The organism is Pseudoalteromonas sp. BSi20480, from assembly GCF_000241365.1.
Lineage (GTDB): Bacteria > Pseudomonadota > Gammaproteobacteria > Enterobacterales > Alteromonadaceae > Pseudoalteromonas > Pseudoalteromonas marina.
The window spans coordinates 1-18,887 of the sequence record NZ_BADX01000189.1 but is presented as its reverse complement, the minus strand read 5'-3'; the positions used below and the strand labels follow the sequence as shown (position 1 = coordinate 18,887).

Genomic DNA, 18,887 nt, shown 5'->3' with positions numbered 1-18,887 from the left:
TGGGCTTAAACTGATTGACTGACGTGTTCTGGCTGTGACTCAGGGCAAGTTAAAGTGTGCTGTTTGCCAACAAAATATGACAAGCCATGTTTCTCCAATAAGGCTCTAAAATTAAGAATAGAGGGTCCTTTTGCAATGACCTTCATTTTTTGAGCTTAGTGATAGGAAGCACACCTTGTAGTTGCAGGTCGTAACTATCTTGTTGCAATATTCGCTTGCTAAAGGTGGAGCTAAGCAATAGATAGTCAAAATTTACATCGGTTAATAGGTTAAGTTCACATCTGTCTTTAGCAAAATTATTTAAGCCAATTGAGTAGCCTAACAAAGATAATTGCTTAAGATTTTCTAGCTGAGTAGCACATGCATGGCGAATTTCTTGCTCATCAAAAAGTAAACAAAGTTGGCTTGGGCCACGTTGTTTATTTAACACATCAACAAATAAAGTAAATTCGTGTTTTTCAAGTAATAAGCAAGAGCATGGTACTAATGCCATTGCCACATTTGCATTTATGGCCTGCGTGTAAGCACACTCTAGAAGTTGCAACTCTACTTTTAAGTGTTGCTCTTTGTCGGTAGCAAATTTTTTCAAAACCTCAAAACTGGTAAACCCTAAAATAGGGTGCTCACCGAACGCTTCAAATAGCGATTCAGATTGCTGTTGCTCGTTTAGTGTAATAATTTCTGAGCTTCTAAAGCTCATTGGCATAACATCAAGATGATGCAGTGCTTTTTGCCCTACATCAGCTATTGATTGAGTGAGTAACGGATGAAACAGCTCGTAACGATTTTTCCCAGAATTTTTTGCATGATACATCGCGGCATCAGCATCACGAATAATTTCGTCGGTATGTTTATAGCTTTGTTTTGAGTAGTTTATCCCAATGCTAGCACCGCTTTGCAGCAAAGTACCTTTAATATTAAAAGGCTTTTTCATTAAATCGATAATACGATTAGCCACATCTTCGGCCTGTTGTGGTTCGGTTAAATGCGTTAGTAAAATAACGAATTCATCTCCACCTAAACGGGCTAATAAATCATGTTCACGAATACATTGTGAAAACAGCTCACTCACATTAATTAAGAACTGATCGCCAGCTTGGTGACCTAGTTTGTCGTTAATATCTTTAAACTTATCTAAATCAATAAACAGAACAGCAAATTGACGCTCTGGAAAACGCTGAAAATGTTGAAGTGTTTTTTCTAATTGGGTTAAAAATAAACTGCGGTTTGGCAAGCTTGTTAACGAGTCGTGATGGGCGTCATGATAAAGCTGCTGCTCTATTTTTTTTCGTTCTTCAATTTGCATTTGCAAATGCAAATTAGTTTGTTGCAGTTCTTTTGTTTTTTCGTTTACTCTAAATTCAAGCTCTTGGTGACTTTTAGCTATAGCCTGATTTGCAAGCTTAGTTTGTAAAACAGCCGCTATTTGGTGCGATACAAAGGTAATTAATTCGTTATCGTCTTGACTAAAAATATGTTTATTGTTGTATGCTTGGCACACAATAAGGCCAATAACACCCTGCGATGTTTTTAAAGGTGCACCTAGCCAGCTCGTCGCTTTTTGTTTGTTAGGAACGGGGGCTGAACGTTGTACCACGCCACTATTTAATAATGCTTGTGCTTTTTCTGGGTTAATAAGCTGCGTTTCTTCGGTGCTTATTACTAATTCGCTGTAGCCTTTGGCAAACTGACGGGGCTGAGTATTTTCCTTATATTCATCAACACAGTAAGGGAATGTTATCCAGCCTGAGTCTTTGTCATAGAGTGCAATATAAAGATTTTCTGCGTAGGTAATTGTTTTTATTATGCCATGTATTTTAACGTAAGCATCATCAAGATTTTTAGCTTGAGTGGCGATTTCAGATACTTTAAATAAAATTTGTTGACGTTGCAGCGCGCGTTTACGATTAGCTACTTCAAGATTAAGTGCATCGTTACTTTGAGTCAGTGCTCGAGTGCGAATTTTTACTTCTGACTCTAAATACTCACGTTTTTTTACACGCTCTATTGCCGTTGCTAAATACAGCGACATCACTTCAAGAAGTTGTATTTGCTGGGAGTTATAACTTTGATTTACGTCATAGCTTTGAGCGGCTAACACACCAATAATATTTTTTTCTTGGTACACAGGTACACCTACCCAATGTTCGGCGGGTGTGCCTAGCGCTTTGAATAAGCCGTTAGCAGCAGCGTCTTGCATTTGTTGTTTTGTAAAGTATGTGGTTTTACCTTCTTTAAATACGTAACCGGTAGCACCTTCATCAAAACTATTAGAGTGGTTTAGTGGTACTGCAATGCCATCTTTTTCATCTGAAAAATAAGAAAGCTCTAATGTTTGGCACTGCTGGTTTTGTAAAACAACATAAAAGCTTTTACTGGGGACATACTTTTGTAAAATATCGTGTATAGCGGGATAAAGTAGTGTTAACTCCGCAACCGTACTCGCGCGCTCAGAAAGTTGGATAAGCGCATTTTGCAAATGGTGTGATTGCTTGTACTTTTCGAGTAGGGTTTTGAGGCGTTTATTTTGATACGCTAATCTACGCGATGAAGGGAGTTTATCTTCCAATGATGTAACCGATATTATTATTGTATAGTTATTAGACTTATACTTTCACTTTTAGTGCTTAGCGTCAAGCTGATATTCTAATAAAAATAATGGTTAACGCGGTATTTTGGGCATAAAAAAAGGCTTAACAAGTTAAGCCTTTTTTATGTATAACTGAGCGTTATTCTGCTGTCATGAAGTCGATTGCTGCGCTTATTTCATCGTCAGAACAATCCATGCATGTGCCTCTAGCTGGCATTGCATTAAAGCCATTAATTGCATGCTCAAGTAGCGTATCTTTGCCTTTGGCAATACGCGGTGCCCAATCGTCTGCAGATTTAGGTGCACCTAATGCGCCTGTACCATGACATGCAAAGCACGCAGCCTGGTAAACTTGCTCACCAGAGCGAGGCCCTGTTGGCGCGGCAGCTACTGCAGCTTTATCACCTTCAAGGTACACAGCACCAACAGGTGCTAAACGCTTTTTAATTGCATCTTCAGTCATAGAGTTATCATATGGCTGTGCGTATGCTGTAGTTGCTAACACTAATAATGCTAATGCTGTTAATTTTTTCATTTTGCCTTGCTCACTTCGATTTGAACGTGATCAATCACGATATAGATGACGGAAATTACGCCGATTATAACTCTCTGAGGCAATTTATAAAATGCTAAGAGGTATTTTTATTACTAAAAACTGGCTACTTTTTGCGTTAGCTCAACAAAAATAAGTGCCTTGGCGTATTTATTTAGCCAATATACCTGGTCATCTAATAAATAACCTTTGTTACAATCAATTTAATGCTAGTACGGATTTAACAAGTTTTTCGATCCCCTCATCTGCTTCAACAATCGATTGCGCTAGCATGTAAGCAGGTGTAGTCACAATTTTATTGTGTTGATCAATTACAACGTCATCAACGTCACAATTTAAGTGTGTTGCGCCAAGCTTAGTGAGTGCGGCTGCTGTGTCTTTATCGTTGCCAATAGTGATTTTTGCATCGTCGTAAATAAATGGAGTTAACGCAGGCGCGATACACATATAGCCGGCTGGTTTATTGGCATTAGCGAATTTTTTACAGGCGTTTAATACGTCGTTGTTAATGGTCGCTTGTGCGCCTTTGACCGCAAAGTCACATAAGTTTTTCGCAGCACCAAAACCACCTGGAACTATTAATGCGTCAAATTGATCGCTATTAAGGTGGTTAAGCGCTTTTATATCACCTCGGGCAATACGTGCAGCTTCTACTAATACATTACGCTTTTCACTCATTTCCTCACCCGTTAGATGATTAATAGTGTGAAGTTGCTCTATGTCTGGTGCAAAACACTGGTAGGTTGCACCATTTTTAGCTATGTGTAAAAGAGTCAAAATGGCTTCATTAATTTCGGCACCATCGTATACACCATTTCCAGCTAATAACACGGCTACTTTTTTCATGCTTTTGTGCTCCTTGATTTAATTTATTCAGTCTATAGTTTGAAGTTTAACACGGACGAAATTGCCTATTTAAATTAATTTTTATGTGAAAATTATCCGCTAAGTAAGTTGCAATGCGGCATATGCCATTTCACAATTAGCACCAATAAAAAAAAGTATAAAGGATCGCTATGATCTTCGATCCATTATGCTAGAATACTCCTCCGGTTATTTAATTGGACACGAATAACCAAAGTAGATGATGGCACTAGTAGCCATACAAAACCTTTTTCCACATTGGTTTAAAAATAATAAAAAAAGAACTTCGTATTATCTTTTTTAAATTAAAACATATAGTTAATCATTTTTCTAGGCGTTCAAATAGGCCTTGGAAGAATTATTTGTGCCTGTTATCTACATACTTATCCACAGCTTGCTCTTATTTTAATAAAATACCGAATATCAATTGATAGTCGTTTTATTTTAACCCTTATGGCATGCTTACAATTATCATAATTTTTAGCATTTAGGATCCAAATTCACCATGGCTCAGATCCCCGAAAATCCACTTATTTTAGTTGATGGTTCGTCGTATTTATTTCGTGCTTATCATTCTCCTCCACATCTAACTAATTCTAAAGGTGAGGCTACGGGCGCTATTTATGGCGTTATTAATATGCTGAAAAGCTTGATCAGACAGTATGATCCCTCGCATATGGTGGTTGTATTTGACGCCAAAGGTAAAACATTCCGTAACGACATGTACAGCGAATACAAAGCTAATCGCCCACCTATGCCTGACGACTTACGCACCCAAATAGCACCTATCCACAGTATTATTAAAGCAATGGGGTTTCCGCTTATTAGTATTGAAGGGGTTGAAGCAGACGATGTCATTGGAACCTTTGCGCGAATTGCCTCTGAGCAAAAACGCCATGTACTGGTTTCGACCGGCGATAAAGATATGGCCCAGCTTGTGAATGAGCATGTGACACTCATTAATACGATGACCGACAGTATTTCAGATCCTGACACAGTTGTTGAAAAGTTTGGTGTGGGCCCAGATCTTATAATTGATTACCTAGCACTGATGGGCGATAAGGTTGATAACATTCCTGGCGTAGAAGGCTGTGGCCCTAAAACAGCTGTAAAATGGTTACAAAAATATGGATCTCTGCAAGGTGTAATGGATAACGCAGGCGAAATTAAAGGTAAAATTGGTGAAAAATTAGCAAATGCATTAGATCATTTACCTTTAAGCTATGAGTTGGCGACCATTAAGTGTGACGTTGAGGTTGAGTCAGATCTTGATACGTTTAAATTGCAGGAGCCAAATAAAGACGAGCTAATTGCTTTATATGGTGAATGCGAATTTCGTCGTTGGTTAGCTGAGCTACTAGATAACCCAAGTGATGCACAAACTCACTTAGCAGTTCCATCGCAAGAAACAGAATTACCAAAAGTTGAAGAGGCTCATTACGAGACTATTTTAACAGAGGCGCAGTTTGATACGTTAATAGAGCAACTTAATGGCGCTGATCTTTTTGCTTTTGATACAGAAACAACTAGCCTCGATTATATGCAAGCGCAATTAGTAGGCATGAGTTTTAGCGTTAAAGCAGGAGAAGCTGCATATTTACCTGTTGCGCACGATTACCCCGATGCACCAGATCAACTAAGCCTTGAATTTGTGATGCAAAAGCTTGGGCCAATTTTAGCTGACGCTAATAAAGCAAAAGTAGGGCAGAATCTTAAATACGACAAAAGCGTATTAGCCAATGCCGGCTATGAACTCAATGGTATTAAATTTGACACTATGCTTGAGTCATATGTATTTAACAGCGTAGGTACGCGTCACGATATGGATTCGTTGGCATTAAAGTATTTAGGTCATAAAAATATTAGCTTTGAAGATATTGCAGGCAAGGGTAAAAAGCAGCTGACGTTTAATCAAATTGAACTCGACAAAGCAGCGCCTTATGCAGCAGAAGACGCGGACATAACACTTCGCTTACACGAAGTACTGTGGCCTAAAATTGAGGCAGATGAAAAGCTTAAATCGGTATTTGAAGAGATTGAAATGCCTTTGGTAAGCGTCATTTCAGATATTGAGCGCACAGGGGTTGCAATTGATAGCAACATGCTTGGCGCGCATAGCCAACGTTTAGGTGAGCGCTTAATTGAACTTGAAAAAGAGGCGTTTGAAATTGCAGGTGAACCCTTCAACCTGAGCTCACCAAAACAGTTACAAGTATTATTGTTTGAAAAGCTAGAGCTGCCAATAATTAAAAAAACACCTAAAGGTGCACCTTCAACCGCAGAAGAGGTACTTCAAGAGCTTGCTCATGATTACCCGTTACCTAAGGTTATTATTGAACACCGTGGTTTATCAAAACTTAAATCAACATATACCGATAAACTACCGCTTATGGTTAATGAAAAAACACAGCGTGTACACACGTCATATCATCAAGCTGTAACAGCGACAGGGCGTTTAAGTTCTACCGATCCTAACCTGCAAAATATTCCTATTCGCTCAGAAGAGGGTCGTCGTATTCGAGAAGCCTTCATTGCTGCCGATGGTTATAAAATAGTGGCAGCCGATTACAGCCAAATTGAATTACGCATAATGGCGCATCTTTCACAAGATAAAGGTTTGCTTAATGCTTTTGCAAACGGTTTAGATGTTCATAGTGCGACCGCGGCCGAGGTGTTTGGTGTTGATTTAGATGACGTAACAACAGACATGCGCCGTAAAGCAAAAGCCGTAAACTTTGGTCTTATTTATGGTATGTCGGCTTTTGGCTTAGCACGCCAGTTAGATGTACCACGCCATGAAGCTCAACATTATATTGATAAATATTTTGAACGTTTTCCAGGCGTATTAGAGTACATGGAAACAACACGCGAAAAAGCAGCAGAAAATGGATATGTTGAAACAATATTTGGACGCAGATTGCATTTACCTGAAATAAATGCCCGTAACGGAGCCCGTCGTAAAGGCGCGGAGCGTGCTGCTATAAATGCGCCTATGCAAGGCACTGCTGCTGATATAATTAAAAAGGCTATGTTAAGTGTTAATCAGTGGGTGTACGAACAAGCTCCAAATACCGTGAAGCTGCTTATGCAAGTGCACGATGAATTAGTATTTGAGATTAAAACTGATTGTGCGGAGGCTTACACAAAACAAATTTGCGAGTTAATGTCACAAGCTGCTTCACTCGATGTACCTTTAATAGTAGAGGCTGACGAAGGTGAAAACTGGGAACAAGCCCACTAAACTTTATAAATAATAAAAGCGCCAATAGGCGCTTTTTTTATGTGTATTAAAAATAGTAGTACCTTACCGGTCAATTTTATATAAACAGAATTTAGTTAATAATTGGTTAAAATAGGTAATTATTTATGCCAAATGGTTACATGTTCGTCAATTCTAACTATTAATGCAGAATATGATTGTATTTTTATGCGCGCTTTTGTTAAAGTCCCGCCCGTCCTACTCTGTAGGACATCCTGTTGATGATGCGTCTGTAAAGATGCAACAAATTGTTAGCGACTCCCCAGTTTGCTATATCGGCCTAATAACCTTTTATTAGGCCGTTTTTTATTCCGCACTTTTCAGTATTCTCGACCTAATTATTACTTCTATTGTGATCATCTTTACGTTTAAATCCCGTAATTATAGCCAGTATTAGTTACGATATTACAATCTCATATTTTAGTATGGTTTAAGCTATTTCTAAATGATAGTATTCAATGAGGTTTTACCTTCATCTATGTGTTTAAAGGAGTGCGTTATGTTTAAAGCGTTAGTGATTACAGGCCTTTCGTTATCAAGTTTATTTATGTCTAATTTTGCCTTTGCTAATTGGCTGCTAGACAACGATAAAAGCCAGGTAAGTTTTGTTTCTATAAAGAAAGACACAATTGCAGAAGCCCATCACTTCACTGCAATCGAAGGTAAGCTTAACGATAAAGGTAAGTTTAATGTTTATATAAATTTAGCATCAGTAGAAACGTATATACCTATTCGTAATCAAAGGCTTACAAGCCTTTTGTTTGAAGTAAATACATTCCCAAAAGCCGTGCTAACAGCTAATTTGAAGCAGTCGTTAGTAATAATTAAAAAACCGGGTAGTTACGTATTAAAAGGTATTAGCGCAGAGCTTGATTTTCATGGTAACAAAAAATCGCTTTCAATTGATGTGCTGGTAAATAGCAATAAAAGTGGTGATTTGACGCTTGCTTCATTTTCGCCAGTCATCATAAATAGTGGCGACTTTGGTGTGACAGAGGGAGTTAAACAGTTACAAGAGCTTGCTGGTTTGCCTTCGATTGCAACGGCTATCCCAGTTTCATTTGCATTAACGCTTAATAAACAGTGATTTCGCTTAATGAGCTCAGTAAACAGTTAAGTGAGCCGAGTAAGCCCTTTGATAGTTGGCAACCCTCTCATTGTGGTGAGTTGCCAATCGTTATTAACGACCAAGGGGAATGGTTTTACGATGGTAGTAAAATAACAAGACTACCTATGGTCAAATTGTTTGCTTCTGTATTGTGCAAAGAGGGTGCACATTTTTATTTAAAAACACCTATCGAAAAAGTAACGATTACAGTAGAAGATGCGCCGTTTATTATTGTTGATTGGTTTTTAAAGCAAACTAATGAAGGCGAGGCTTTGTGTTGTATTGATAATTTAGCCAGGCAGTGGATTGTTTGCCAGCAACAGCCCTTACGGGTAAAAAATTATAAGGGCGCTAAAGTACCTTATTTAATATTACCTTTTGGTTGTAGTGCACGTATAGCAAGAAGTGTGTTTTATCAGTGGGCAGAAAAAGCCGAGTCTGATGAGCTCGGCTATTTTATTCAATCTGCAGGTGAGGTGTTTTACTTAAGTTAGCTTGCAGTGTTTGTGTCTGAACTGCTTTCGTCAGCTACTTTTTCTACAGGTGGTACCGCGATAACGGGGCCTAAATACCATTCGTCTAGTTTTTTAGCTACTTCTGGTAATCCAGTGCCTTTTAAAGATGAAAATGCATGGACAGTAATATCACCGTCCAGCTCGCTTAGTTCGCGGCGAACTTGTAGTACTTGTGCCTTTCTTGCACCTTGCTTTAATTTATCAGCTTTTGTTAGCAGGGCCAATACTGGAATCTCGCTTCCAATCGCCCAATTAATTAAGTCGCGGTCTAAATCTTTTAACGGATGACGAATATCCATTAAAACAACTATTCCTTTTAAGCTTTGGCGTTTTTGAAGATATTCACCTAATGACTTTTGCCATTTCTTCTTCATTTCAATTGGTACTTTGGCAAAACCGTAGCCTGGTAGATCTATGAGGCGCATGTTATCAACATCAGCTAACTCAAACGTATTAATTAACTGAGTTCGCCCAGGGGTTTTACTCGTACGTGCTAATTTTTGATCGGTTAATGCATTTAGCGCACTTGATTTACCAGCATTAGAACGACCCGCAAACGCAACTTCAATTCCCGTATCAGCAGGTAATTTAGTAATGTCTGGAGCGCTTGTAACGAAAGACGCGGTATTATATTTGATACGAGATTTGAGCACAGGCTCTCCTAAAACTTTAAAAATAACGTTAAGTAAACCAAATTTACTTAGGGCACGTATTTTATACTATAAAAGATGTATTAAAAAGCGTATTTAAATACCTTAAATCAGTGTCTGTGGTACATTTAAAGCATATTAAAGCTTCACCTTAGTCAAAACCCTGTAAATTATAAGCTTAATATGTGTAGAAAACGTGCCAGAGAATTTATTATCGTGTAGAATATATGTATTGCAACATCATGATTGTAGATGATACAGGGTCGGGAACAGAGAATTCACCATGAAAAAAATAGCACTATCTTTAACAATATTGCTTGGTGCGTTGTCAGCAAGCAACGCAACAGCATTTGATGGCGATGTAAACGCAGGTAAACAAAAATCAGCAACGTGTGCGGCATGTCACGGCCCAGACGGTAATGCACCGATTACTATTTACCCTAAAATTGCAGGCCAACACCCAGATTATATCCTAAAGCAACTTCAGGATTTGAAACTAGGTATGACATCAGGCGGGAAAGAAGGCCGTATGGATCCTGTAATGAGCGCAATGGCAATGCCACTAAGCGAACAAGACATGAAAGATCTGGCAGCTTACTTTTCGTCACTAAACATGTCAGAGGGTTCAACACCTAAAGACGTCGTTGAAGTTGGCGCTATGCTCTATAAAGCGGGTGATGCAGAGCGAGGAATTCCTTCATGTGCTTCGTGTCATGGTCCTCGTGGTAACGGCTCATCGTTAGCTAAGTTTCCAAAAGTGTCTTTTCAGCACCCAGAGTACATAAAGTCTCAGCTTGAAAAGTTTCGTAATGGTACACGCCATAATGACCTAAACGGTATGATGGGTGACATCGCTAAAAAGCTAACAGACAAAGACATTGAAGTGCTTTCTAAGTACTTAGGCGGTTTACACTAAAGTCGTATTTATCTAAATTTAGATACCAACTACAGTGTAATATGAAAAAAAAGCAGCCTCGGTTGCTTTTTTTGTGTCTGAAATTCGCGATATCGTCTTTCACTTTGTGAGACATTGACCATACGGATGTATGGTAAAAGTCTTATTTTAAATGTCTTTTATTTGTTAAGTTGTTGTTATTTAAATAGGCTTTTATTTATGTATGGCTGTAATGTAAGAAAAAAGATATAAACCAGTTGTAACAAAATTATTAACGAGTAAATTAACAGCTGTCGCAAAAAACAATAAAAAAATGGAAACAGCTATAAGGAAAGTAGCGCGGCACGACTACATAGCACAAAGATTGTGCTACTAAAGGAAATACTACAAAAGAGTCAGGATGACCGAAAATAATAAAATAACTCATGGAAGTTTAATAATAAAAACAAAATGGAATGAAACAAGGAACGTAAAAATAATAACAATACGGACTGATAATAATAAAAATAACAAAGACTAAAAAGTCGAAGGGAGAAGTGTCCATTTTATGGCGCTCAGATTAGTAGGCGGTAGAGATGTTTTCTCTACCGCCTTTTTATTTGTCCTGTTACAATACCCACCGTTTAGCAATATGCTAGTGCGTCATGTTAAAGAGAAGCCCAACCTCTAAAGCGCAAACTGAATTCTTCTGGCTATGCCAGCATTGCGATGCCTATTAATATACGCCTCGCTCAAAACCTCTTAAGTGAGATGATCAAGATATGAGTAGAAAGAAAAAGTCACGCAAAATCCCATCAAATGGACCTGTTCGCTTAAGCCAAGATAAGCTTAAAGAAATGCGTGCGTTAAAAGAGCAGCGTGTTAAAAAAACCAAAGGTGCTAAGCCTGGTTCTCGTAATGCGCCAGATTTGGTTGAAGAACAAAACCAAACATCGCATTCAGGTTCGAGAGATAAACGTATTGGTAGTAAAAAGCCGGTGTCTTTAGTGCCTGTTGCTGCTGAACCAAAAGTAGAAATGAAACGTAACTTAAAACCAGTGGTTGAACTTAAAAAAGTAGTTCAGCCAGAGCTTACACCAGAGCAAGAGCTTGAAGAGCTTGAAAATGATGTACGCTTACTTAAGTTGGTTGAGCGTCATGAAGGCGGTGAGATGCTGACTGGTAAAGATGCTAAGTACTTTAATAGTCGAATTGCTCGCCATCAGGTTCTATGCAAATTATTAGGCCTTGAGGATGAAGACGAGTTTGATGATGAAGATGACTTTGGCGAAGAGAGTAATTCAGACTTTGACCAGTATTTATCAAACGATCTTGCCAGTGAATGGCTAGACGATGATGAAGACGAAGATAAGTAATTAAGGGTAATCAATGAGTACTGCTGTGATCGTTGCCTTGTGTTTAGGGGCTATTATTATAGCTGGTTTGGCATTTTATGCGGGTCAGTTGTTGTACAAGTTAAGTGCACAAAAAAAGTTAATAGCTAAAAAGCAAGCAGAGCAAAAGCAAAAGCTTGCAGCATCTCGTTTAAAGCGAAATGCTAAGCTCGCCGACAGTATTCATCTAATTGCGCGCGCAATGAAAGAAGAACAATGTGAGTTTTCAGAGGGATGTTTGCGCGTGTGGGTGCTTATGTCGCAATATGGCTTTGAAGACGAGCGAGATTTAACCATACAGTACCCTGGCATTTATAAGATGTACCAAGTGGTAAAAGAAATGCCGACACACGATGCCCGCAAAAAATATTCTAAAAAAGAAATATTTAAGCAAGACACGGCGCGTTGGCGCGCAGAAGAAAGCTACAGTGATGAGATTAAGGCCGATTGCGTTAAAATTATTTCTGAGTTCAAAGCTGCTCCAGGTAGTGAAAACGTAGTTTTTAACTAAATCTCGTACATAACATTAAAAAAGCATACCTAGGTATGCTTTTTTGTGCCCAAATAATATTTAATTAGGGGGTTAAATGACTCGAGAAAAACGCGTTGCGTTGATTTTATTTTGTAAGTGGGCATCAAAACACATACAAATTATACGAATGAATAAGTTACCCCGTGATGTGACACTGACGTGATTGTTTTCAATAATCACCATGTTATCGTCTATAAGTGGTTTAAGAGAAACCAATGCCTCCGCAAAGTAGGTATCAAATTCAATATGATACTTTTTAGCAAACTCGTCTATGTTTAGTTCAAACTGACAAATAAGCTGCTTAATAGCATCCGCTCGAATAACATCATCATGGGTTAAATGCATACCTTTACTAAGTGCGCAGCCGCTTTGCGTTTCAATGCTATGGTAGTAATGCTTTAGCTCTTTTTTATTTTGTAAAATAGCAGTGCCAATTTGTGAAATAGATGATGCACCCAGCCCTAATAAATCACAATTACCATGCGTTGTATAACCTTGAAAGTTTCGATGCAATTTACCTTCATTTTGTGCGATAGCCAGCTCGTTGTCTGCTTTCGCGAAGTGATCCATACCAATAAACTGATAACCTGCTTGTGTCATTTGCTCTAAGGTATTTTTAAACATGGTTAACTTGTCGTGAGCGTTTGGTAAGTCGTGCTCTTTTATTTTGCGTTGTGCGGCAAATCGCTCTGGTAAGTGAGCGTAGTTAAATACCGAAACACGATCGGGGCTAAGCTCAATGAGTTGCTCTATTGTTTGTTTAAAGCTTTCGGGGGTTTGCAGTGGAAGCCCGTAAATCATATCGGCGTTAATTGATTTGAAGCCCAACTCACGTGCCTGAGTAATTAACTGCTTAACGGTATCGGCATGTTGAGGGCGATTAACTGCAAGTTGCACGTCGTCATTAAAGTCTTGAATCCCAAACGACACTCGGTTAAAACCAAGCATTCTTAAATCAACCAACATATTTTCAGCAAGCGATCGTGGGTCAACTTCAATACCGCGCTCTGTTGTGCTGGTAAAATTAAAGTGCTGTTCAAGCAGGGTAATTAAGCGTTTCATTTGTTGAGGGGTTAAAAAGGTAGGAGTGCCTCCACCTAAATGCAGTTGCTCAACGCTGTAGTGTTTAAACAAAGGTGCTTGTGCGGCAATTTCTTTTGCTAAAAAGTCTATATATGTATCGGCTTTAGATTGGTGGCGAGTGATTATTTTATTACAACCACAGTAGTAGCAAAGCTGACTGCAAAATGGGATATGAACATATAGAGAAAGCGCACGAGATTGAGATGATTCTACCGCGCTGATTAAATCGTGTTTATCGTATCCCTCATTCAAAGATAATGCGGTAGGGTAGGATGTATACCTTGGACCAGACACATTGTATTTATTAATGAGAGCTTGGTCCCATTGAGGAAGTTTTATCATCACGCGCACCTAAGTTTTAACTAGAGCCGTGATTATAAAAAAGTAACTAAGGAGATATGTTGATCTATAACAAAAAAGGTGCAGAAGCACCTTTTTATCACAACGTATTACGCGTTAATACGTGACGGTATGCGCATCTTTTAAATACTGAAAAAGCTCTTTATAGCCTTTACCTGGCTTTTCGGCTTTGACTTCTTTTGCTGCATTACGCACTAATTGACGCATTTTTTGACGATCAAGGGATGGGAACTGCTCAATAGTCTCGTTTATAAGGCTATCACCTTGTTCTATTAGGTCTGAGCGCAGTTGCTCTATTTTTTTAACCAATACTTCAGCTTGGTTATTTTTATTAAGCATTACATCGATAATAGCTTTAATATCTTCAATGTTTTCTACTGTGCGAAGCGTTTTTGCAATGTAATTTAAGTGACGACGGTATGCATCACTTTTGTTACTAATTTTATCAGCAACAACCATCGCTTCTTTTAAATCGTCATTTAATGGTAGGCGCTCACGCTGCTTTTTACCCATTTTGGCAATTTCAGAACCTAACTGATGAAATTCTTGTGCTTCGCGCTTAAGCTCTGTTCTTGATACGTATTCAATTTCTTCTTCAATTTCAACAGGCTTGCCTTTTTTCTTCGCCATGGGGTGCTCTTAAATAAAAATAACTGGTGACATTATACGCCATTCTTTTAGTGATTAATATTAGCTGATGTGGTGCAGTGAGTGTGTTAGCATTTAACTATAAGAAATGCGTGCATTATGCCTCTAAGGCTCAGGACTTAATTTATGAAAAGCCAACAAAACGATCCAATTTATTCTCAAATATCGCAGGTTAAAGATGCGGTAGCCGAAGTACTCGAACATGCTAAAAAATTAGGTGCTACAGCAGCTGAAGCTGCAATGTCTAGCACGTCGGGTTTATCGGTGAGTACACGAATGGGTGAAGTAGAAACCATTGAGTTTAACCAAGATGGTGGCCTGGGGATTAGTGTTTATGTTGGCAATAATAAAGGGTCTGCCTCAACGGCTGATTTAAACCCTAAAACATTGCGCACAGTAGTAGAAAAAGCCATTGATATTGCAAAGTTCACATCAGACGATCCTTTCAATGGGGTCGCCGATAAAGAGCTACTTGAGTTTAACCCACAAGATCTCGATTTATACCACCCTTGGGATGTAAGCCCAGAGCAAGGTATTGAGCTTTGCCATACAGCTGAGCAAGCGGCATTAAATGCTGATGAACGTATTGTAAATTCTGATGGCGCGAGTTTTTCATCGCATCAAGGGCTTCGTGTTTATGGGAATAGCCATGGTTTAATTGCTGGCTTTCCTCGCACTCGTCATAGCATCAGCACCATGGTAATTGGTAAAGATGGTGAACAAATGCAACGCGACTCAGCATACACGGTTGCCCGCGATCAAGCAGGTCTAACTGATGCAGCTGCGGTTGGGCTTGAAGCCGCATCAGAAACATTGGCTAAATTAAACAGCCAAAAATTAGGAACAATGAAAGTCCCGGTTGTATTTAGGGCTGATATTGCAAACTCATTGTTTGGTCACTTGGTTTCGGCAATTGGCGGTGGCGCACTTTATCGTAAGTCGAGTTTTTTACTCGACAGTTTAGGTACGCAAGTATTTAGTCATTGTGTAAATATTGCTGAACGCCCGCATATTTTAAAAGGATTAGCTTCATCACCGTTTGATAGCGAAGGTGTTAAAACGGTTGATCGTGAAATAATTCAAGGTGGTGAGTTACAAACTTACTTATTAGCAAGTTACGCCGCGCGTAAAATGAATATGACCCCGACAGGTCATGCCGGCGGTATTCACAACTGGTTAGTAGAACAAACGCATAATGATTTACAAGCATTATTAAAAACAATGGGTACCGGCTTGTTAGTTACCGAGCTTATGGGGCAAGGCGTAAACACAGTAACAGGTGATTACTCTCGAGGTGCTGGTGGTTTTTGGGTTGAAAATGGAGAGATTCAATATCCAGTAAGTGAAATTACGATTGCCGGTAATTTAAAAGATATGTTTAAAGGTATTTCTGCTATCGGTGGTGATATTGAGCGCAGAGGCGGCATTCAAACTGGCTCTGTTCTAATCGAGCAAATGCAAATAGCGGGTGCTTAATACCTAATTTAGGCTTAATTATGGACACACTTAAGTTTACTCTGATGGTGCTAAATTTAAGTGTGTAAATAAGTACGAGTTGAGATATTTAATGGCTAAAGATAGATACGCACCAAAACCACTCACCGATATTATGGCGGGCCTAAACAACCGTCTGTCGGCTTACGCTGGTAAAAGCCAAGCTCTTGATACTCAGCAAACTTTACTTAAAGATTTTTTAGGCCCTAAATTAGGGGATAAGTGCCGCGTAAGTAATTATCGCGATGGTACTTTAATGATTGAAGCGGTATCGGCCCCGATAGCGCTTCGACTTAATTATTTAAAAATGGATATGCTTTCGCACTTTAGAGCGGCAGGGATGGCCGAACTAGGGCAAATTAAAATCACAGCTAATCCACAGGCAACTCAGCGATTAAGTTCGGCTAACAAACCCGCATCAGCCGCCGTCACAAATTCACGTAAAATGAGTGAACAAACAGCCGATTATTTAAATGCGATTGCCGACTCAGCACCACCTTCATTAAAAGAGAAGTTACAACGTTTAGCTTTACACGGTAAAAATAAGAGTTAATTGCCGGCTGTTTTATTAAGGTATTGATAGGGCAATTTAGAACGTTTATCTCATTCAAAATACTTTGTTACATAATCTATTTCAATGTTCTCAAAATCAGGTTTATTATAGCGTTATTGCACTCAATAATTAGTGTAAGTTGATGCCCATTCCATTAAGTAAAAGCTGACTGCTATCTTGTTAAAGAGCTTAATGGAGTTGGTATGAGCAATTTATAAAATTGACTAACAAATGGATTAATTATGAATAAAGTAACAATGGCCGCTGCAAGTATTGCACTTGCGCTTGGCTTAGTGGGCTGCGGCGAAAAACAACAAGAAACCCAAGTAGCTGACACTCAAGCAGCAACAGCACCGGCAGAAAAACCGTTAGAGCTAGGTATTGAATTGGCTAATATGGACAGCTCAGTTCGCCCGCAGGATGACTTTTACTACCATGTAAATGGCACTTGGTTAGCAACAACCGAAATTCCAGGTGACAAGTCTAACTATGGTTCTTTTTCGCAATTATATGATGAGTCGCAAAAAGCGATGAAAACGGCGCTTGAAAACGCAGCGGCCAATAAATCGGCTGAAAAAGGCAGCGACGAGTATAAAATTGGCGCGTTTTATAAAAGCTATATGAATAAAAACGCCCGTAATGAGCTTGGTGTTACACCATTGCAACCGTCGCTAGATAGTATTGATAGTGTAAAATCTAAGTCTGATCTAATTAGCCTTATGGCGTCTATTCAACAGCAAGGCGGCACTCTACCGTTTGGTTGGTTTATCAATAACGATGCTAAAAATTCAAGCGAATATGCTTTGTATTTATCTCAATCTGGCTTGGGTTTACCTGATCGCGATTACTACTTAAAAGACGATGAGAAATTTACTAAAATTCGCGCCTCTTATGAGCAATACATAACTGATGTATTAGCTAAAGCGGGTGTCAAAGAGGCCGCACAAGCAGCAGCAAGCGTACTTGCCTTTGAAAAAACCATTGCTGATGCGCAGTGGAGCCGTGTACAAAGCCGTGATGCAACTAAGTCATACAATAAAATGACCCTAGCAGAGGCTGATAAACTTGCTGGAGAGCTTGATTTATCGACGTTTTTTAAAGAGGCAGGTGTAAACACCGCTGATATTATTGTGCGCCAACCAAGCTTTTTAGAAGCGCTAGGTGGTATTTATCAAAACACCGACTTAGCAACCTGGAAAAACTACCTTAAGTTTCATTTTGTGAGTGGCTATGCGCAACTATTAAATGATGATTTGGTTGACCTTAAATTTAACTTTTACAGTACGACATTACGTGGGGTAGAAGAGCAAGCACCACTTTGGAAAAAAGCCGTAGATGCGTCTAACAGTGTGTTAGGTGAAATTTTAGGTAAAGTGTACGTTAAAGACAATTTTCCGCCTGAAGCTAAAGCACGTATGGAAGAGCTAGTTGATAACGTAATTAAAGGTTACAGCGTTGCAATTGAAGGTCTTGATTGGATGGGACCTGAAACAAAAATTGCAGCACAGGAAAAACTAGACAAATTTATTCCTAAAATTGGCTACCCAGATAAGTGGAAGGATTACTCTGAGCTTGAAATTAATTCAGACGAGCTGGTAGGTAACTACATCCGTTACAGCCAATGGGCGTATAAAGACATGATTGCCAAATTAGGCAAACCTGTTGACCGTTCAGAGTGGTACATGACACCGCAAACAGTGAATGCTTACTACAATCCGGTAAACAATGAAATTGTATTTCCTGCTGCTATTTTACAACCGCCATTCTTTAATTTAGAAGCGGATGATGCGGTAAACTATGGTGCTATTGGTGCGGTAATTGGACACGAGCTAGGCCATGGTTTTGACGACCAAGGTTCTAAATACGACGGCGATGGTAATTTACGTAACTGGTGGACTGAAAGCGACCTTAAACAGTTTGAAGAGCGTTCAGGTGCGTTAGTTGAGCAATTTAACAAGTACAAACCGTTTGACGATGCGAATGTAAATGGTGAGCTTACGCTTGGCGAAAATATTGGTGACCTAGGTGGGTTAACAGTCGCGTATAAGGCATATCAGCTATCATTAGGTGATAATAAAGCGCCAGTTATTGATGGTTACACAGGCGATCAACGCTTCTTTATGGGGTGGTCGCAAATTTGGCGTCGTAACTACCGCGATGAAGAATTACGTAACCGTTTAATGACCGACTCGCATTCACCAAGCCATTATCGTGTAATTGGTATTTTGTCTAATATGCCAGAGTTTTACGAAGCGTTTGATGTAAAAGAAGGCGACAAAATGTATATCAAACCAGAAGATCGCGTAAAAATTTGGTAATCAGATAATGTTATACCAATCCGCAATAATACTTGATTATTTTTAGGGGCTAAAAGTGTCGTTATCTGCGTTAAAAAATTCTCATTTAGAAT

The 18,887-nt window shown here is 39.1% G+C and carries 14 protein-coding genes and 1 pseudogene; 9 read left to right on the top strand and 6 right to left on the bottom strand.

Going from position 1 to position 18,887, the window contains the following annotated elements; translation table 11 throughout:
• Positions 1 to 5 precede the first annotated feature (5 nt).
• From P20480_RS00130 to elbB, 3 genes and pseudogenes are all read right to left on the bottom strand, one after another.
• Positions 6 to 2,569 (bottom strand): annotated as a pseudogene (locus P20480_RS00130) (diguanylate cyclase domain-containing protein).
• A 160-nt stretch (positions 2,570 to 2,729) separates the two neighbouring features.
• On the bottom strand, positions 2,730 to 3,125 hold the full coding sequence (locus P20480_RS00135; RefSeq protein ID WP_006793059.1) for a c-type cytochrome: 396 nt from the start codon (positions 3,123 to 3,125) through the stop codon (positions 2,730 to 2,732).
• A 216-nt stretch (positions 3,126 to 3,341) separates the two neighbouring features.
• Complete coding sequence (gene elbB / locus P20480_RS00140; RefSeq protein ID WP_008133249.1) at positions 3,342 to 3,989, bottom strand: isoprenoid biosynthesis glyoxalase ElbB; 648 nt, start codon at positions 3,987 to 3,989, stop codon at positions 3,342 to 3,344.
• 523 nt (positions 3,990 to 4,512) lie between these two features.
• Between elbB and polA the strand changes: the two genes are divergently transcribed.
• From polA to P20480_RS00155, 3 genes are all read left to right on the top strand, one after another.
• Complete coding sequence (polA, locus tag P20480_RS00145) at positions 4,513 to 7,248, top strand: DNA polymerase I (RefSeq protein ID WP_008133247.1); 2,736 nt, start codon at positions 4,513 to 4,515, stop codon at positions 7,246 to 7,248.
• Between the two features lie 517 nt (positions 7,249 to 7,765).
• Positions 7,766 to 8,353, top strand: coding sequence for a YceI family protein (locus tag P20480_RS00150; protein WP_008133245.1), 588 nt, complete (start codon positions 7,766 to 7,768; stop codon positions 8,351 to 8,353).
• Positions 8,350 to 8,868 carry a DUF1285 domain-containing protein gene (locus tag P20480_RS00155; protein WP_006793063.1) on the top strand — a complete coding sequence of 173 codons (519 nt, stop codon included), beginning with the start codon at positions 8,350 to 8,352 and terminating at the stop codon, positions 8,866 to 8,868. The genes P20480_RS00150 and P20480_RS00155 overlap by 4 nt, the downstream gene beginning before the upstream one ends.
• Here P20480_RS00155 and yihA read toward each other — a convergent pair.
• On the bottom strand, positions 8,865 to 9,542 hold the full coding sequence (yihA, locus tag P20480_RS00160; protein ID WP_008133243.1) for a ribosome biogenesis GTP-binding protein YihA/YsxC: 678 nt from the start codon (positions 9,540 to 9,542) through the stop codon (positions 8,865 to 8,867). The genes P20480_RS00155 and yihA overlap by 4 nt on opposite strands.
• A 280-nt stretch (positions 9,543 to 9,822) precedes the next feature.
• Here yihA and P20480_RS00165 point away from each other — a divergent pair, with 280 nt between their 5' ends.
• The 3 genes from P20480_RS00165 (at position 9,823) to P20480_RS00175 (ending at position 12,318) form a co-directional block, all read left to right on the top strand.
• Positions 9,823 to 10,455: a c-type cytochrome gene (locus tag P20480_RS00165; protein ID WP_006793065.1), complete on the top strand. Its 633-nt coding sequence runs from the start codon at positions 9,823 to 9,825 to the stop codon at positions 10,453 to 10,455.
• Positions 10,456 to 11,195: 740 nt separating this feature from the next.
• Positions 11,196 to 11,789, top strand: a complete 594-nt coding sequence (gene yihI, locus P20480_RS00170) for a Der GTPase-activating protein YihI (RefSeq protein WP_008133239.1) — start codon at positions 11,196 to 11,198, stop codon at positions 11,787 to 11,789.
• 13 nt (positions 11,790 to 11,802) lie between these two features.
• Positions 11,803 to 12,318, top strand: coding sequence for a DUF2489 domain-containing protein (locus tag P20480_RS00175; RefSeq protein ID WP_008133237.1), 516 nt, complete (start codon positions 11,803 to 11,805; stop codon positions 12,316 to 12,318).
• 72 nt (positions 12,319 to 12,390) lie between these two features.
• Here P20480_RS00175 and hemN read toward each other — a convergent pair whose 3' ends face one another.
• Both hemN and yjgA read right to left on the bottom strand, forming a co-directional pair.
• A complete protein-coding gene (gene hemN / locus P20480_RS00180) occupies positions 12,391 to 13,764 on the bottom strand; it encodes an oxygen-independent coproporphyrinogen III oxidase (protein ID WP_008133234.1) in 1,374 nt (457 codons plus the stop codon).
• 114 nt (positions 13,765 to 13,878) lie between these two features.
• A complete protein-coding gene (gene yjgA / locus P20480_RS00185) occupies positions 13,879 to 14,412 on the bottom strand; it encodes a ribosome biogenesis factor YjgA (RefSeq protein WP_008133232.1) in 534 nt (177 codons plus the stop codon).
• 144 nt (positions 14,413 to 14,556) lie between these two features.
• Between yjgA and pmbA the strand changes: the two genes are divergently transcribed.
• The 3 genes from pmbA to P20480_RS00200 all read left to right on the top strand — a co-directional run bounded on the left by pmbA (position 14,557) and on the right by P20480_RS00200 (position 18,795).
• Entirely contained in the window at positions 14,557 to 15,906 is a 1,350-nt protein-coding gene (gene pmbA, locus P20480_RS00190; protein ID WP_008133230.1) for a metalloprotease PmbA, read from the top strand.
• Between the two features lie 91 nt (positions 15,907 to 15,997).
• Positions 15,998 to 16,477 (top strand): DciA family protein, encoded by a 480-nt coding sequence (locus P20480_RS00195; RefSeq protein ID WP_008133228.1) that lies wholly within the window; start codon positions 15,998 to 16,000, stop codon positions 16,475 to 16,477.
• Between the two features lie 242 nt (positions 16,478 to 16,719).
• Positions 16,720 to 18,795 (top strand): M13 family metallopeptidase, encoded by a 2,076-nt coding sequence (locus P20480_RS00200; RefSeq protein WP_008133226.1) that lies wholly within the window; start codon positions 16,720 to 16,722, stop codon positions 18,793 to 18,795.
• Positions 18,796 to 18,887 lie beyond the last annotated feature (92 nt).

Bases quoted from the DNA above. Each gene is read 5' to 3' on its own strand.
- polA (WP_008133247.1), top strand. From the start codon at position 4,513: ATGGCTCAGATCCCCGAAAATCCACTTATTTTAGTTGATGGTTCGTCG.
- pmbA (WP_008133230.1), top strand. From the start codon at position 14,557: ATGAAAAGCCAACAAAACGATCCAATTTATTCTCAAATATCGCAGGTT.
- hemN (WP_008133234.1), bottom strand. From the start codon at position 13,764: ATGATAAAACTTCCTCAATGGGACCAAGCTCTCATTAATAAATACAAT.
- yjgA (WP_008133232.1), bottom strand. From the start codon at position 14,412: ATGGCGAAGAAAAAAGGCAAGCCTGTTGAAATTGAAGAAGAAATTGAA.
- P20480_RS00200 (WP_008133226.1), top strand. From the start codon at position 16,720: ATGAATAAAGTAACAATGGCCGCTGCAAGTATTGCACTTGCGCTTGGC.
- P20480_RS00150 (WP_008133245.1), top strand. From the start codon at position 7,766: ATGTTTAAAGCGTTAGTGATTACAGGCCTTTCGTTATCAAGTTTATTT.
- P20480_RS00195 (WP_008133228.1), top strand. From the start codon at position 15,998: ATGGCTAAAGATAGATACGCACCAAAACCACTCACCGATATTATGGCG.
- P20480_RS00135 (WP_006793059.1), bottom strand. From the start codon at position 3,125: ATGAAAAAATTAACAGCATTAGCATTATTAGTGTTAGCAACTACAGCA.
- yihI (WP_008133239.1), top strand. From the start codon at position 11,196: ATGAGTAGAAAGAAAAAGTCACGCAAAATCCCATCAAATGGACCTGTT.
- P20480_RS00165 (WP_006793065.1), top strand. From the start codon at position 9,823: ATGAAAAAAATAGCACTATCTTTAACAATATTGCTTGGTGCGTTGTCA.
- elbB (WP_008133249.1), bottom strand. From the start codon at position 3,989: ATGAAAAAAGTAGCCGTGTTATTAGCTGGAAATGGTGTATACGATGGT.
- P20480_RS00175 (WP_008133237.1), top strand. From the start codon at position 11,803: ATGAGTACTGCTGTGATCGTTGCCTTGTGTTTAGGGGCTATTATTATA.